General features: G+C 36.2%; 14 protein-coding genes and 1 pseudogene. 9 read left to right on the plus strand and 6 right to left on the minus strand.

Annotation, left to right across the window (positions count from 1 at the left end):
• Window positions 1-113: pseudogene (locus H6G44_RS09125) on the minus strand (photosystem II D2 protein (photosystem q(a) protein)); the annotation flags it as partial.
• A gap of 662 nt (window positions 114-775) precedes the next feature.
• Between H6G44_RS09125 and H6G44_RS09130 the strand changes: the two are divergent.
• The 4 genes from H6G44_RS09130 (at window position 776) to H6G44_RS09145 (ending at window position 4,354) form a co-directional block, all read left to right on the plus strand.
• Window positions 776-1,345, plus strand: coding sequence for a photosystem I assembly protein Ycf4 (locus H6G44_RS09130; RefSeq protein ID WP_190386255.1), 570 nt, complete (start codon window positions 776-778; stop codon window positions 1,343-1,345).
• Window positions 1,346-1,492: 147 nt separating this feature from the next.
• Window positions 1,493-2,206 (plus strand): peptidylprolyl isomerase, encoded by a 714-nt coding sequence (locus H6G44_RS09135; protein ID WP_190386252.1) that lies wholly within the window; start codon window positions 1,493-1,495, stop codon window positions 2,204-2,206.
• A gap of 148 nt (window positions 2,207-2,354) precedes the next feature.
• Window positions 2,355-3,503, plus strand: coding sequence for a beta-ketoacyl-ACP synthase (locus H6G44_RS09140; protein WP_190386251.1), 1,149 nt, complete (start codon window positions 2,355-2,357; stop codon window positions 3,501-3,503).
• 23 nt (window positions 3,504-3,526) lie between these two features.
• Window positions 3,527-4,354 (plus strand): class I SAM-dependent methyltransferase, encoded by an 828-nt coding sequence (locus tag H6G44_RS09145; RefSeq protein ID WP_190386250.1) that lies wholly within the window; start codon window positions 3,527-3,529, stop codon window positions 4,352-4,354.
• A gap of 51 nt (window positions 4,355-4,405) precedes the next feature.
• Here the strand turns inward: H6G44_RS09145 and gcvH are convergent, their stop codons facing one another.
• Both gcvH and gcvT read right to left on the minus strand, forming a co-directional pair.
• Complete coding sequence (gene gcvH / locus H6G44_RS09150) at window positions 4,406-4,798, minus strand: glycine cleavage system protein GcvH (RefSeq protein ID WP_190386249.1); 393 nt, start codon at window positions 4,796-4,798, stop codon at window positions 4,406-4,408.
• Between the two features lie 82 nt (window positions 4,799-4,880).
• Window positions 4,881-6,065 (minus strand): glycine cleavage system aminomethyltransferase GcvT, encoded by a 1,185-nt coding sequence (gene gcvT / locus H6G44_RS09155; protein ID WP_190386248.1) that lies wholly within the window; start codon window positions 6,063-6,065, stop codon window positions 4,881-4,883.
• 138 nt (window positions 6,066-6,203) lie between these two features.
• Here gcvT and H6G44_RS09160 point away from each other — a divergent pair, with 138 nt between their 5' ends.
• From H6G44_RS09160 to phnE, 5 genes are all read left to right on the plus strand, one after another.
• Entirely contained in the window at window positions 6,204-6,701 is a 498-nt protein-coding gene (locus H6G44_RS09160) for a pentapeptide repeat-containing protein (RefSeq protein ID WP_190386247.1), read from the plus strand.
• A gap of 136 nt (window positions 6,702-6,837) precedes the next feature.
• On the plus strand, window positions 6,838-8,190 hold the full coding sequence (locus tag H6G44_RS09165) for a C1 family peptidase (protein ID WP_190386246.1): 1,353 nt from the start codon (window positions 6,838-6,840) through the stop codon (window positions 8,188-8,190).
• Window positions 8,191-8,491: 301 nt separating this feature from the next.
• Window positions 8,492-9,463 carry a phosphate/phosphite/phosphonate ABC transporter substrate-binding protein gene (locus H6G44_RS09170; RefSeq protein WP_190386245.1) on the plus strand — a complete coding sequence of 324 codons (972 nt, stop codon included), beginning with the start codon at window positions 8,492-8,494 and terminating at the stop codon, window positions 9,461-9,463.
• Window positions 9,464-9,603: 140 nt separating this feature from the next.
• Window positions 9,604-10,389 carry a phosphonate ABC transporter ATP-binding protein gene (locus H6G44_RS09175; protein WP_190386244.1) on the plus strand — a complete coding sequence of 262 codons (786 nt, stop codon included), beginning with the start codon at window positions 9,604-9,606 and terminating at the stop codon, window positions 10,387-10,389.
• Between the two features lie 24 nt (window positions 10,390-10,413).
• The gene (gene phnE, locus H6G44_RS09180) at window positions 10,414-11,208 is read left to right on the plus strand and encodes a phosphonate ABC transporter, permease protein PhnE (protein WP_190386243.1); all 795 of its coding nucleotides are present in this window, start codon (window positions 10,414-10,416) and stop codon (window positions 11,206-11,208) included.
• A gap of 7 nt (window positions 11,209-11,215) precedes the next feature.
• Here phnE and H6G44_RS09185 read toward each other — a convergent pair whose 3' ends face one another.
• The 3 genes from H6G44_RS09185 to H6G44_RS09195 form a co-directional block, all read right to left on the minus strand.
• A complete protein-coding gene (locus H6G44_RS09185) occupies window positions 11,216-12,025 on the minus strand; it encodes an alpha/beta fold hydrolase (protein ID WP_190386242.1) in 810 nt (269 codons plus the stop codon).
• 103 nt (window positions 12,026-12,128) lie between these two features.
• Window positions 12,129-12,596, minus strand: a complete 468-nt coding sequence (locus tag H6G44_RS09190) for an NUDIX domain-containing protein (RefSeq protein ID WP_242031697.1) — start codon at window positions 12,594-12,596, stop codon at window positions 12,129-12,131.
• Window positions 12,597-12,793: 197 nt separating this feature from the next.
• The gene (locus H6G44_RS09195; protein ID WP_190386240.1) at window positions 12,794-15,691 is read right to left on the minus strand and encodes a hybrid sensor histidine kinase/response regulator; all 2,898 of its coding nucleotides are present in this window, start codon (window positions 15,689-15,691) and stop codon (window positions 12,794-12,796) included.
• Window positions 15,692-15,710 lie beyond the last annotated feature (19 nt).

Genomic DNA, 15,710 nt, shown 5'->3' on the forward strand with positions numbered 1-15,710 from the left:
GGAAATAATAGGATTCCTGACCAACCTACGAATACAAAGCGATCGCGCTTTAACCAGTCGTCTAATACGTCAAACCACCCTCTACTGGGGGCGCGTCCAACTGCGATGGTCATTTAACTAAAATCCTCGTTTTTTACTAAAATCGCCACGTCTCTTGAAGCAGTGTTTCAGCGGTTTTACCGATTTATATCATCTGCTATGAGCAATTGAACGTTTTTTTTACAAACCCAGCAGTCTTACAGAAGCTAAGACCGTGAGAACTGACTACTTGACAAAGTGATCATTTCTCATAAATTATGCCATGTTTAGCTATCATTAACTAGTAATCTAGATTCTGGTAGCTTAATGATTCTTAATTTATCACATTCTTGACATATCTCCTCTTTCTTTCATGAGAGAGGATTCCTTAACGCTTCCTTGGGCTGTGCTATTAACATAGTCTTACCATCCCTCGACGTTCGTTTAAAGTCTCCCAATGCCATAAGGCGACTACACAAAATTCTACCACATAGAAGGACAGAGCTTGTGTCCCTTATTTTTGGGTAGGGTTTGCACCGGATAGTAAAACAGGAAGTTAAATATCTACTATCTTCAATACTATGAATATCAGAATTTTAACATTTGGACATAGATTTTCTCAGAAATCTTTTTAGGGGTGCAGCACCGGCCCCCCCAGGTTCTGAATTGAAGATAAAATTTCGGCTTATTTCCTTGATAACTTGCAATCCACACTCCTTCAATGGCAGACTTGAGAAAGATAGTCCAAGGTAGTTTAATGACGGTATCAACAACAGTTAACACAAGCAAGAGCCTCCTCTATCAAAAGGTTCTTGGTTCACGTCGGTTTAGCAACTACTGGTGGGCAACTATTGTTACTATGGGAGCCAGTGGTTTTTTCTTAGCCAGTATCTCTAGTTATCTCAAAGTTAATTTACTCATAGTTACCGATCCAACACAACTGATTTTTGTCCCCCAAGGATTGGTGATGGGATTATATGGTGCTGCTGGTTTGCTATTAGCTGCATATCTGTGGTTAGTAGTTCTATGGGATTTAGGTGGGGGCTATAATGAGTTTAACCAGGAAACGGGGACACTAAAAATTTTTCGGTGGGGTTTTCCAGGAAAAAACCGTCAAATCCAAATTGACGGACGTATCCAAGATGTACAATCGGTCAGGATTGTGATTAAAGAAGGTCTGAATCCTCAACGGGCTTTGTATCTTAGGATTAAGGGTAGAAGGGATATTCCCCTGACTAGAGTGGGTCAACCCTTATCTTTAGCAGATTTAGAAACTCAAGGTGCCCAATTAGCTCGTTTTTTGGGAGTATCCTTAGAAGGACTCTAGAAATTTGGGATTTGGGATTTGGAATTGGTGATCAATCAATTGTTTCTAATCTATGAAATATATTCATTAATAATCATGCCCTAAAATCCCAAATTCCGGAATTGGCAATAACACATAAAGATACTTGGGCTAATACAGTTACTAACAATGCGGTTAAAATTTTCACAATTTTTTGTAGTTCTATTGATGATTGGCGCTTTGACCTTGGGAGGATGTACCAGCGGTACAGCATCCTCTATTCCATCCCCAGATGCAAGTGAGAGTGTTCCCGGAATAAAAGATTTACCACGCCTTGAAGGTAAAGCTACGGTGGTGATGACAGTTAATGGCGCACCAATTGAGATTGAAGTAGATGGCACAAATGCACCAATTACTGCTGGTAATTTCGTCGATTTGGTACAAAAAGGCGTTTATGATGGTTTGGTATTCCATCGGGTTGTGCGTGAACCGCAACCTTTTGTAGTTCAAGGTGGAGATCCACAAGGTAAAGACCCGAAATTCCCGGAAAATAGACTGGGAACAGGTGGTTTTATAGATGTTAAAACTGGGAATGAGCGGCGGATACCCCTAGAAATTAGGCCAAAGGGCGCAGTTCAGCCTATTTACAACAAGACAATTACTGAGAAGTCTGAGTTACAACACAAGCAGGGGGCGATCGCTATGGCCAGATCACAATCTCCTGATTCTGCTTCTTCGCAATTTTACTTTGCTTTAGCAGATTTATCTTTTTTAGATGGTAACTATGCTGTGTTTGGTCATGTCACCAAAGGTTTTGAGGTAGTGAACAAAATTCAGCAAGGCGATCGCATTGAGTCTGCAAAAGTTACTCAGGGTGCGGAAAATCTGAAAACTCCTCAGTAGTTAGTGGTCAGTTGTCAATGGTCAGTTGTCAGTGGTTAGTTGTCAGTTGCAAAATAATTGATAACTAGCCTTGTCTTGATTCATAATTTTACAATTATTCTGACTCCTGACTCCCCAGTGATTATATAAAATCTCATAAAATCTAAAATTGGTTAGGGTTGTTGTTACTGGTATTGCTCTAGTTTCCTCTTTAGGTAAAAACTTAGAGACTTGTTGGCGAAATTTACTATTAGGAAAAACAGGGATTAAATTACATCAACCATTTCCAGAATTGGGAATCATTCCCCTAGGATTAATTGCTGAAAAACCCTTTTCATTAAATACACTTACGGAAATACTTGTTACCTCAGCTTTACAAGATGCTCAATTAGTAGCACCTTTACCAGATTGTGGGGTGGTAATTGGTTCAAGTCGTAGTTATCAAGCCTCTTGGGAACTAATGGCACAACAGGTTTATCAGCAGGAAGCCGGATTAAATTTAGACGATTGGTTAAATACTTTACCCCAGATGAATGCGATCGCTGTAGCGCGACAAATTGGGTCAACAGGAGCAGTTTTAGCACCAATGGCGGCTTGTGCAACGGGAATTTCGGCAATTGCTCAAGCGACAATGTTAATTAAAACTGGGCAATATCAACAAGTAATTACAGGAGCAATAGAAACACCCATTACCCCCCTGACAATTGCTGGATTTAGGCAAATGGGGGCTTTAGCTAAAACAGGGGCTTATCCCTTTGATTTGCAGCGAGAAGGCTTGGTACTAGGTGAAGGTGGTGCTGTCTTTATTCTCGAATCTGCGGAGTTAGCTACCCAACGTCAAGCCAGGATTTATGGAGAAATATTAGGTTTTGGGCTAACAGCAGACGCATATCATGGCACTTCTCCACAACCAGAAGGCAAAAGTGCGATTATGGCAATTAAGCAATGTTTAGAACGTAGTCACATTTTACCAACAGATATAGACTACATTCACACTCATGGTACAGCTACCCAGTTAAATGACCGCATGGAAAGCAAAATTATCCAAAGCTTATTTCCCGCAAAATTAGCAATTAGTTCTACTAAAGGTAGCACGGGTCATACATTAGGAGCATCAGGAGCTTTAGGTGTAGCTTTTTCGCTTATGGCACTACAGGAGCAAATTTTACCACCCTGTGTAGGACTTCAGCAACCAGAATATAATTTAAACTTTATCATATCAGCACAAGAAAGTAAAATTCAACAAGTGCTATGTTTGAGCTTTGGTTTTGGTGGACAAAATGCTGTGATAGCTTTAGGAAATCTGAAAAACTCCTGATTTATGCAAATTAGAAATAAATTATGCAAGAATTTGAACTACTAAACGACTTATATTCTCAAAATTTAGAAACTAGAAAAAACTGGTATTCTCCTGTAGCAGAAGCTTATAATAAACTCAGACCGCGCTATCCAGAGGAAATTATTAATGGCGCTATAGAAATAGCTCAACTGTCCCAAAATGCTAATATTCTAGAATTAGGTTGTGGACCAGGAAATGCAACTTTAGCATTTGCTCAATTAGGCTTTTCTATGATCTGTCTAGAACCAAGTTTAGCAACTTATCATTTAGCAAGAAAAAACTGTGAAATGTATCCACAGATAGAAATTCAACAGACTACCTTTGAAGAATGGGAACTCAAACCTGGACAATTTGATGCTGTTTTAGCAGCAACTTCTTACCATTGGATTAATCCTGAATTTGGTAATAGTAAAATTGCTGAAGCTTTACGGAATAATGGGGCTTTAATTTTGCTGTGGAATATGACTCCTCAACCAGAATATGAAGTTTATCAAAATTGTCGGGAAATTTATCGAAAATATGCTCCATATTTAGATAGATATGAAGATATAGAAACTCAAAAACATATAGTTCAAGCTTTAGGACAAAAAGCCATTAATTCAGGTAAATTTAAAAATCTAGTTTCTGAACAAGTTGTCTGTAAAGTAGATTATTATATTGATGAATTTCTCCTAATTTTAAGCACTTATACAGCTTATTTAAAACTAGATATAGAAACCAGAAATTGTTTATTTATAGAATTACGAGAAAAGATCGCAAATAACTATGGAGTAAACATTCAAACCACTTATATCTCAGCCTTTCAAGTTGCTCAAAAAGCTGAGATATAGTTTAATTGATACAGTTTCTTTTCATCTTCGGGAATGTATAAAGGAAATTATTTACATACCCTCTACCTGTCCACTATATTCATCTGCTGTCAATGTATCCTCATTAGCTTCATCAGGATCATTAATACGGACTTTTAAAAACCAACCTTCCCCGTAAGGATCTTCAGCTACTTGTTCTGGGTTATTTATCAAAGCTTCATTGCGTTCTACGACTGTACCAGTAATAGGTGATTTTAGGTCTTCAACAGCTTTCACTGATTCAATAGATCCAAATGAGTCCCCCTTGGTAATAACCTCGCTAATGTCCGACAGTTCCAAGAAGACAATATCACCTAATTGATCTATAGCAAAGGACGTAATACCAATGGTGGCAATTTCTCCATCTACACGAACATATTCATGAGAGTCTAAGTATCGCAAATCCTGGGGATATTCAAAAGACATATCATTTTCTCTTCTACGTTAACAAAAATAGTGTTACAACAGTAACCTAAAAGACATTATTCCTCAAAAACCTCAAAGGTTATCAATTAGTAGGACGATTGTTTGAGCGATAAAATGGGCGCTTCACAACTACAGCAGGGTAAGCTTTGCCACGAATTTCCACTTCTAGCTGCTGTTTCAGGTTTCCTAACTGCGCGGGAACATAAGCTAAAGCTACGGGATAACCAAGGGTAGGGGAAAGAGTGCCACTTGTTACTTCTCCTACGACTTTATCCGATGATAATACAGAGTAACCGTGACGGGCAATATTCCGGCCTTGTGTTTGTAAACCTACGAGTTTACGAGGCATTCCTTGGGCTTTTTGCTTGATTAAAACTTCCCGCCCAATAAAATCACCTTTAGTATCTAAATGTACTAACCAACCCAAGCCAGCTTCTAGAGGTGTGGTAGTATCGTCAATATCTTGCCCATAAAGTGCCATTGCAGCTTCTAAGCGAAGAGTGTCTCTACAACCAAGTCCACAGGGAATAACACCAACATTATATAAACTTTGCCACAAGTCTATACCAATGGAGGAATCTACCATCACCTCAAAACCATCTTCACCAGTGTACCCTGTGCGGGCGAGGAATGCCCGTTTTCCCCAAATGGTTGTTTCTAAATGCCCAAAGGCTTTAATAGGTGATAAGTCTGTTTTAAATAGGGATTGCAGATGATGAGTAGCTGTTGGTCCTTGAATAGCAATTAATACCTGACTCTGTGACAGGTCTTGAAATTGGACTACTTTAGTATCAAGATGTGCCAATAGCCATTTTTTGTCTTTGTCAGTAGTTGCAGCATTAACGATAATTACTAATTGTTGCGTATCAGTGTTTTCTGTACCCTGATAGTAAATAATTATGTCGTCAATAATTCCACCCTGCTGATTGAGTAATACTGTATATTGCGCTTGTCCAGGTTGCAAGCGACTTAAATCGGAGGGAACTAAATACTCAAGTTGGGAAATCAGGTTTTTACCTTGGAGGGTAAATTTGCCCATGTGAGAAATATCGAACATCCCAGCCGTATTTCTAACGGCGTGGTGTTCTTGGGTGATACTACTATACTGTATAGGCATTTCCCAGCCTCCAAAGCTGGTAAATCTAGCTTTCAGTTCTACACCCATTTGATATAAAGGGGTTCGCGCTAGAGATTGGGAGGTCGCGCGGTCTTGGGAGTTTCCCCCCTGAGCGACCGACGACGAGGTAATATTTTCTTGATTAGCCACAGGTGATCATTTATACGTGAATAGGATAGTGCCTCAACATTTATCTATCCTACGTGATAGCTGCTAATTTAGCAGAGAATTCCCTCCTGCGGTTTAATGATTAATAGTGGAATTGTTGAGATTTATTAAGCAAAGATTATGAAATATCGTTCAGTAGTAGCTAGTCTGATTTTAGCCTTGGTGTTGTTGGTGTTCCCCTTATCAGCGCAAGCTGCAAGCTCTTCTAGTGTTACTAACTCTCTTATGAACAAGGGAATCAATGAAAAGGACTTTTCTGGACAAAGTTTAATTAGGGTTGAGTTTACAAGTGTGAAATTAGAGAACACTAATTTTAGCAATGCTGACTTACGCGGTGCTTTATTTAATGGTGTTTTATTAGATACTGTAAATTTTCACGGTGCGGATTTTAGTCAAGGTATTGCTTATTTGTCGAAATTCAAAAATACTGATTTAAGTGATGCAATCTTTACAGATGCGATGATGTTACGTTCCAGCTTTGATCAGGTTGATGTCACTGGTGCTGATTTTACCAATTCAATTTTAGATATGATAGAGGTCAAAAAACTCTGTGTTAATGCCAGTGGTGTCAATTCTAAAACTGGTATAAATACTCGCGTATCTTTAGGATGTAAGTAAAAACCCCATATCCCCTTCATTAATCAGAAGGGGTGTCAAGAATAATTTAGTAATTATTAAATTCCTGAATCTATGTTACGAGGATATTTTATAATTTTTATACCTTCTGCTCTGTGGATAATCCACATAAAATTCCATGCCTAAACAAGCTTTATTATCTTACGTTGTAGATCGGAATACTGGTTTATGGAAAGCATTAAGCGGTTGTAGTGCTTCCCAACAAGAAATTTCGGATTCTCAAGTTTACAATAGTGAGCGATTTACGGATACAGAATTACCACCACAGGTTGATTTGCGTCCTTTCATGACTCCTGTAGAAAATCAAGCCGGCTCTAACAGTTGTACAGCCAATGCGGTGGTAGGCGGGTATGAGTATATTATGAACCGTGTAGGAGCAGAAGTTGATTTTAGTCGTCTTTTTGTCTATTACAATGCCCGAGAGCTAGGACTACAACACAGCGGTGAAAGTAAAATTCAAGACCAAGGAAGCAGCATTACTTTAGCATTAATCAGTTTACAGGAAAAAGGTATTTGTCACGAATCAACCTGGGCTTATGAAGTTACAGATAATGGCAAGGTCAAAAACGTTAATACTAAACCAATTTATAATGCCTATGAAGAGGCTGCTGGACTCCTAAGTGTTCCTGATTTCCAATGGGAAACACCAGAACAAGTCCCTGTGGATCTCCATGCTATGAAACATTGTTTAGCAGAAGGTTATCCTTTTGTTTTTGGACTCACTTTGTTTAATTCTTTTGATCGTGTTAACAGCAAAGGAAGAGTACCAATGCCAGATTTGGGCAGTGATGAAGGTAGGCAAGAACATGGTAGACACGCTATGCTTTGCGTGGGTTATAAGGATAGTGCTGAAGTCTTTATTGTCCGTAATTCATGGGGTGAAGAGTGGGGAGAAACAGGCTATTGCTATATTCCCTATGAGTATATGACTAACCCAGATTTATGTTTTGAATGCTGGAAAATTAAAGGAACAACTGATTTCGATTTAACGGAGGATGTTTGGGTTGAAGAAGATGAGGATTTTGATGAAGATTTCTATGAAGAGGACGACGCAGAAGAAACAAATAATTATTATTTAACTCTTGTAGAATCTATTGCTGTCATTTGTTTGTGTGGTGCTTCTATAGATGGTTTATCTGATGAAGAATCAGAGTTATTAACTGGACTTTATGAAACTTATGAAATTGATACTGAACTTCTGGAGGAGAAAATCCAGGGTTTAATGGAAATTGGCGGGTTTGAACTCCTTTACAATGCGGCTTTACAAATTATTTTAGCAGAAGATGCCGCAGAGGAAACTTTCCAAATGTCTGTTGAATTTGCTCTTGCTGATGAATGTTTTAGTGATGAAGAATACGAATATTGGACTAAGTTAGCACAAGATTTAGAGTTTGATGAAGATAGGGCTACAAAACTATTTAATGAAGTTTTAGAGGAATACGACTATGAAACTTTAGATAGTTTATTTTAGTTTGTCCATAAAAGTATTAATCATTCTCTGATCATAAAAACACCGATCTTTCTAATAAATCGGTGTTTTAATTACTCTTTTTGAGACTATGTTATCCTAAATATTTGTAAAAAACGAGACAAAAATACCGTGATAATACGTATATTGATCAGAAATCCACTCTTAGAGGTGGTTTCAAGATTTTTCTGAGCAAAAAATTTTGCTTATTGACTTTTATTCTTAAAAAGGTTATATTTTTTAAAGGGACTAATTGCAAGTAATTTGCAGAAATACTAAAAACAATTCCTAGTGGAGTAGAAAAATGATCGTCAGTAATAAGGGTTTATTGGGTATGGCTGTAGGGGTTTTGACCTTGACAGGAGTAGTTATAAGCGGTTTTAGTTCTATACAAGTAGCCATAGCTGACCACTCGCAAAATCAATCAGGAGGACATTTAGTTGCTCAAAATATTAAATCTTTAACTATAGTTTTTCCTAGTCGGTCTGATTCTACTGACTTACAAAATAAAGCTAATAATGTAGCTGCTTTTTTATCTAAGATGGTAGGTATACCCATTAAAGCGCAAGTAGGTGATGAAACAGCCGCAGTAGAAGCTTTAAGAGCAAATCGGGCTGATGTAGCGTTTTTAAGTAGTCGTCCGGCTTTAAAAGCTGAACAATTAGCAAATTCTCGCTTATATTTGGCTGAAGTTCGCAAAAATTACTCTGGCAGATATACTTATAATTCTGTTTTTGTTGTTCCCAATAACAGCCAATTAAAAAGTAAAAATTCTCCGAAAGCAACCTTAGAACAACTCAGAGGAAAAACTATTACTTTTACTTCTCCTACATCTGGTTCTGGGTTTATTTTTCCAGTGAGTGAGTTAGTAAAACAGGGTTTTGTACCTAACCGTGATCGCTTAGATACTTTCTTTAGTAAAGTTAATTATGGTGGTAATTATAGTAAAGCTTTAGATGCTGTAGTTAGAGGTCAAACGGATGTAGCTGTAGTATCAGAATATGCTCTTTTTCCTCCCTATTTAGCGGCTGAAAATAGAGATAAGGTGAGAATATTACATAAAATTTCTGGTGTTCCTGCTCATGGTATTGCTATTGATGATGATGTTCCAGTTGTCATTAGAGAAAAACTAATTAATGCCTTGTTAAAGTTGAATAAATCTGAAAATCAGCAATTACTAACCAATTTATATAATTCCACAGAATTGGTCAGAGTTGATCATGATCGTCACCTTCAACCAATGCGGGAAGCATTAAAAAATGTGGGAATAGAATAATAAGTTAAAGTTAAGTATTTAGTCCTTAGCTTTCAATGTAAAAATCTAGTATTGCCTACCCAAATAAATATATTATAATTATAATATAATTATGGGCAATACTGAACAAGCTTTTAAAAATCAAAGTTAGTCTTATAGCCATGAATACTTACCCAGAATTAGCTACCAATTACAGTTCGTCTAAAAGTAACGTGAGTTTAATTAAATGTAGTCATTTGGAAACAGTTTATATTGAATCTCTACAGCGACCGATTTTAAATGATATTAATTGCGAAATTAATCCGGGTGAATTTGTAGTATTATTAGGATTGAATGGAGCAGGTAAATCAACATTATTAAAATCACTTGTTGGTTTAGTTCCTTTGGTGAAAGGAGAAGTTGAAATTAATGGTCTGTCTGCAATTCATAAAAACTTACCGCAAATTCGTCGAGATGTGGGAATGTTATTTCAGGGAGGGGGATTAATTCGCCAATTATCAGCATTCGATAATGTTTTATGTGGAAGGTTGGGAATGAGAAAGACGGGACAAACTTTATTAGGATTTCCGCAAAGTGATCGCACGTTAGCTTTAGAATTATTAACACAATTGGGTTTAAAAGAGCAAGCATATCAAAAAACTAGTCAATTGAGTGGTGGACAACAACAAAAAGTAGCGATCGCTAGATCACTAATGCAATTTCCACAAATACTTTTAGCGGATGAACCTACTACGGGTTTAGATGTATTAGCCTCACAACAAGTAATGACAACTTTATCAAAATTGCATCAACAAGGACTAACCATAATTACCGTTTTACATGATTTAGCACTAGCTACAGAATACGCTCAAAGGGCGATAATTTTAGATGGTGGGAAGGTAGTTTATGATGGTAAATGTGAAAATTTACAAGGGCAATTTTCATCACATTTTGTTAAAGAAAATTGAACTTATATTTAGTTATTAAAAACCATGAAAAAAAAATCTACTTCACAAATTTTCCACCATTATTCTTGGCTAATTCCCTCACTTATCTTTCTATTAATCATAGGAGTTTATAGTTGGTCATTACAAGGATTAAAAGTTGATTTTAAATTATTAAAAGATAGCTGGCCTTTTATTACAGATTTTATTTATCGGTTATTTCCTCCCAATTTGCAAGTTTTAGATATTGCTGTTAAAGGATTAATTGAAACTGTACAAATGTCTGTTTGGGGAACATCTATAGGTGCAGTTTTATCATTACCAATTGCCATAGCTAGTTCTAGTAATATTGCCCCCTTATGGTTAAGATGGATAGCAAACCTACTACAAAATGCTATTCGTTCCGTACCTTCAATTATTTTAGGTTTAATATTTGTAGCTGCTACAGGTTTGGGTGCACCTGCGGGAACATTAGCATTATCAATATATACTATTGGCTATCTTGCTAAATTTTATCAACAAGCGATAGAATCTGTAGATTATCATTCTTTAGAATCTTTAGGGGTAATTGGAGCATCAAAAATACAGATTGTTCAGTATGGGATATTGCCGCAAATATTGCCTTTAGGATTGGGTTATACCCTATGGATGTTTGAATATAATATTCGTGCTGCTTCGGTTTTAGGAGTAGTTGGTGCTGGGGGAATAGGATTTCAATTAAAAAGCTATATAGATGGTTTTGAATATACTAAAGCCACAACTATGATGTTAGTGCTATTAGTAGTAGTCACAATTATTGATTTATTTAGTAGTAAGTTACGTCGGTATTTAGAGTCAATCTAGCTATTGATTAATTACCGATAAAATCTCGAATAGCTTCAGCGATAACACCAGCACAAGACTCTGGTAAATTGCTCTCTCCATGGGCAATATTGTATAACTGAACATTAGGGATTAGTTGAGCATAAGTATTACTTCTAGATATAGCAGTTTGTGTATCTTGACCACCTTGTAAAATTAAACAGGGAACTGTAATTTCTGGTAAGTGTTTTTCTAATAATTCTGCTGCTATTTCTGATTGCTTGCGGTTAAAAAGTAATTGACAAGCTGTAGAGGATTGTAACAAGATTTTTCTTAATTCTAAATCTTTTGCAATTCTTTCTTCCCAGCGAATTAATTTTGTCAGGGGCATAATTGAGCGTAAAAATTTAATTATCAATGGTGAACAATTAAATAAACGCCGTCTTTTTTGCCATTCCTGATTTTGTCCTTCCGCTGCGACGCCCTCCGGTGCTAACAATATTAAACCAGCTATTTGTTCTGGATATTTTAAAGCATAACTAGCTGCAATCCAACCTCCTAGAGAATTACCAACTAAATAGACTTTTTCCAATTTTAAAGCTTCTAAAAAATCAGCTAAACACTCAACTTGCAAATCTATGGAATGGTGAATATTAGGATTTGCCGATTCACCAAAACCTAACAAATCTGGTGAAAAGCAATGGATATTTTCAGCTAATAATTCCATTGTTGATACCCATTCACTACCATCATTCCATGCACCATGGAGAAAAATCATGGGTATTCCTGTACCAACTTCACGCCAAAATAATATTCCTTGAGTAAGTTTTATTCGGGAATTACGAAATAAAAAATTCATTTTAATTTACTGATTTAGTTATCTAAGTTATCTAAGTTTGACAATTGCTAATTCGAGATTTTGGATTTAATTTCCAAACCCAAAATCTTTAATTTTCCATCTTTTATGCGAGTGTTGTTAAACCATTTAAGTAGTCTTGTAACTGACGAAAATGATCATGAGACATATCTGGTTGCGGTAGAGAACTAGGGGGAAAAGCTTGGATTTCTAGAACTTCTAAGGTATCTTTGATTGCCATTTTTCCTTGAACTTCAGCCTCAACAGCAATACAGATAGAATGAATACGAGGATCACGGTTTGGGGAGGAGTAAACTCCCACTAAACGGCGAATTTTGACTACTTCTAGTCCTGTTTCCTCCATTAATTCCCGATGGACTGCATGGGGAACATCTTCTCCCCAATCTACCATACCACCGGGCAATGACCAACAACCATCATCCTTTCTTCTAATGAGGACAATCTGACCATTAGGTAAAACGGGGATAATACTTGTACCAGTAATGGGATGGCGGAATATGATACCTAGTACCGTTTGTCCAAAGTTCCATAAGCTCCGTGTAGACTGAATCATTGGTGTAAAAAAAGTAAAAATGTTCAAATTTAAAATGGCTTGATTGTACTCTATATAGTTTTAACAAAGTTAAAGCGTTTTATGCTTCTGACTCTCAAGGTTATCAGTTATAGTAAGCGGGCAAGATGCCCCACCATAAGAGTTTTATGATTTAACTTTGTACCTCATCAGATTAGTTATGAATTAAGAATTACGAATTAATTTGATGTTGTTGTTTCTGCAATCTGGAAAATTATTTCTTCTAATTTCCGTAATAATTCTTGCTCATTATACGGCTTAGAAAAATAAGCTTTTGCTCCTAATTGCATAGCTAACTGACGATGTTTACTACTACTACGAGAAGTTAACATAGCGACAGGAATATTTCTTAATTCTGGATTGCTCTTAATCTGCTCTAAAAAGCTGTAACCATCAATACGGGGCATTTCAATATCACAAATTATCGCTTGAACTTGTAACCCAGTTGCTAACTTTTCTAAAGCATCTTGACCATCTTTAGATTGTTCTACTTGATACCCACCTTTTTCTAGGGTTAGGGCTAAGTAACGCCGGACATTAATTGAATCATCAACAATCAAAATTACCTCTTTTTGGCGAATAAGTTGTTTTACAGTTGGTACTTTTGGTGGTTTTAAGAATGCAGTTTGTAATCTTGTAGTTAGTAACTTATTACTAATTTGAGGACGTTCACCAGTTGTAATCCATAATACTAAATCATTAGTATTAATCAGAGGAACTACTCGACCATCACCAAGAATTGTACAATTATTAAATCCACTGGGAAGGGGAATATTACCTTCCACTTGACGAATAGCCACTTCTTGCTCACCCCAGCAGCGTTCTATTTGAACAGCGACCCGTTGATGATCATGTTTGACTATCAAGACACTTATAGCATTAATTATCGGCAAAGTTTCTAATTCTAGATTATTGTAGCGAGAACAATTAAATTCAAAGTAACTATTTAGGCGCAGAAATGGTAATTGAGTATTTTGCCAATTAAGAAATTCTTTTCCATTTTGGCAGAAAATTTGCTCATTTTCTAGTAAGAAAATTTCCTCTATTACATCCGTAAAAAATGCTAAGATCAAACTATCGCTTTCTACTAATAAAACCCGCGCTACTGACAAAGTAAATGGGACTGATAAAGTAAACTTTGTTCCCACTCCTGCTTGGGTTTCAACATTCACATCTCCTCGCGCTAATTTCAGATTATTACGGACTACATCCATTCCCACTCCCCGACCTGACAAGGCTGTTACCTGTTCCGATGTACTAAATCCAGGTTCAAAAATTAATGATAGTAATTCTTCATCACTGGAACTATCTAATAAAAAATCATCTAAACCCATTTTTAAAGCGCGGTGACGAATTTTGTCTAAACAAATACCTTGACCATCATCACGAATAGTAATAATTGTCCGATTACTGTGATAGGCCGCTTTAATTTCAATTAACCCTTGTTCGGCTTTTCCCTGGGTTTTACGGGTAGTTGGATCTTCAATTCCATGATCAAAAGCATTGCGTAATAAGTGCATTAAAGGCTCATTTAAAGCCTCTAAAATCCCTCTTTCAATTAAAGTATTTCCACCTTCAATTTTTAGCTGTACATTTTTTCCATACTCTACATTTAAATCCCTAATAGCTCTAGGAAAACGTTCCACTAAATCAGAAAAAGGACGCATTCTGACATGAGTTAATTCTCTTTGTAATTGTTTAGAAGTTTTATTCAATTTTCGCGCTATTTGGTCTGTATCATCTACACTTAATTGAATATCACTGGTAACTTCTGCAACTTGGACAATAGTTTCCATCACATTTTGAGATAAAAAATTTAATTTTTGATAGTTATCTTGTTCTAGAAAATTATTTTCCGTCTCTTGATAACTATAATTAGCTGATTTCTCTCCTAGATGATTATGAGTTATCATTTTAGCGTAAGCTGTTCGCAGTTCTTGATTTTCTTGATCAAGAATTTGGACTCTTTGACTGAGATTTCGTACCAATTTACGTAATCTTTCCATTTGCACATTCAACCCATTACGTTGAATAATAACTTCTCCAAATAAATCATTAATTTTATCTAAATGTTTACTAGGAACTCTCACTGTATTTTCCTGGTTTTCTCTTTCTTTCGGAATTGAATTAATATCACTTTTCCGTTCAGTATATCTATAATCTATTGCTGGATTTTCAGAAGCTAATACTTTATCAGCACTTTCTGGAGATAATTGGACAGTTTCCAATAATTGAACATCAGAAATAACTGATTCATTTAATAAATAATCTTGAGAATTTGCAGAATAACTATCATTAATGCCTTCCTCAAAATCAATTTCTGTCGGTAAATTATCTAGCTGATTACTTAATACTAACATCTGTGATTTCCGCCATGCTTTTAATGCTAAATCGGCGATTTTCACACAATTATCAGGATAACTTTTTAAGTAAGAATTAACTGATTTACATAATTGGTTAAATGCTGTTATTTGCAGCATTTCTCCTAACCCACCTAACTCATTTGCCATCATTAATAACTCTGATCCTAAGCTCGATTTATTACTACTTTTTAATCGAGCCTCCAGGTTTTTTAAATACTCTTCAACTTCAGTTTCAAATAATAAACGGATAATTTCTTGATCATCTTCTGACGACAACAAAGTTGTAAAATCCTCTGGAGTAGGTTCACCTAAACGCTCATGTAGTTCGTCAAAAACCGGGTAACAAAATTGTTTTAACCAACTATGATCTAGATTATTACCCTTTGCCAGTAATTCAACAATCTGTCGCAACCAATCAACACTAGATAGTAATAAACTTTGTAAATAATTATCCAGTTCTAAGGAATTTTTTTGAGTTTTTAAAACTTTAAAAGCATCTTCCAATTTATGAGCCAAATCACTTAATACACGAAATCCCATCATTGCTGCTCCACCTTTAATGGAATGAGCAGCTCGCATTGCAGCATTAATGGATTCTAACTCAATACGTTTGCTGGTGTTAATTTCCAGTAATAGACTCTCTAAAGTATTGAGATAATCAGTTGCTTCTTCCAGGAATTGTATCTGGATTTCCAATTCTTTATCTTTAGTCATAGTCCTCAGTCCTTATTCA

The organism is Aphanizomenon flos-aquae FACHB-1287 (assembly GCF_014698755.1).
Lineage (GTDB): Bacteria > Cyanobacteriota > Cyanobacteriia > Cyanobacteriales > Nostocaceae > Dolichospermum > Dolichospermum flosaquae.

What these genes read in the sequence shown, in the direction of transcription:
- H6G44_RS09130 (WP_190386255.1), top strand. Translation starts at nt 776, where the DNA reads ATGACGGTATCAACAACAGTTAACACAAGCAAGAGCCTCCTCTATCAA.
- H6G44_RS09135 (WP_190386252.1), top strand. Translation starts at nt 1,493, where the DNA reads ATGCGGTTAAAATTTTCACAATTTTTTGTAGTTCTATTGATGATTGGC.
- H6G44_RS09145 (WP_190386250.1), top strand. Translation starts at nt 3,527, where the DNA reads ATGCAAGAATTTGAACTACTAAACGACTTATATTCTCAAAATTTAGAA.
- gcvH (WP_190386249.1), bottom strand. Translation starts at nt 4,798, where the DNA reads ATGTCTTTTGAATATCCCCAGGATTTGCGATACTTAGACTCTCATGAA.
- H6G44_RS09160 (WP_190386247.1), top strand. Translation starts at nt 6,204, where the DNA reads ATGAAATATCGTTCAGTAGTAGCTAGTCTGATTTTAGCCTTGGTGTTG.
- H6G44_RS09165 (WP_190386246.1), top strand. Translation starts at nt 6,838, where the DNA reads ATGCCTAAACAAGCTTTATTATCTTACGTTGTAGATCGGAATACTGGT.
- H6G44_RS09170 (WP_190386245.1), top strand. Translation starts at nt 8,492, where the DNA reads ATGATCGTCAGTAATAAGGGTTTATTGGGTATGGCTGTAGGGGTTTTG.
- H6G44_RS09175 (WP_190386244.1), top strand. Translation starts at nt 9,604, where the DNA reads ATGAATACTTACCCAGAATTAGCTACCAATTACAGTTCGTCTAAAAGT.
- phnE (WP_190386243.1), top strand. Translation starts at nt 10,414, where the DNA reads ATGAAAAAAAAATCTACTTCACAAATTTTCCACCATTATTCTTGGCTA.
- H6G44_RS09185 (WP_190386242.1), bottom strand. Translation starts at nt 12,025, where the DNA reads ATGAATTTTTTATTTCGTAATTCCCGAATAAAACTTACTCAAGGAATA.
- H6G44_RS09190 (WP_242031697.1), bottom strand. Translation starts at nt 12,596, where the DNA reads ATGATTCAGTCTACACGGAGCTTATGGAACTTTGGACAAACGGTACTA.
- H6G44_RS09195 (WP_190386240.1), bottom strand. Translation starts at nt 15,691, where the DNA reads ATGACTAAAGATAAAGAATTGGAAATCCAGATACAATTCCTGGAAGAA.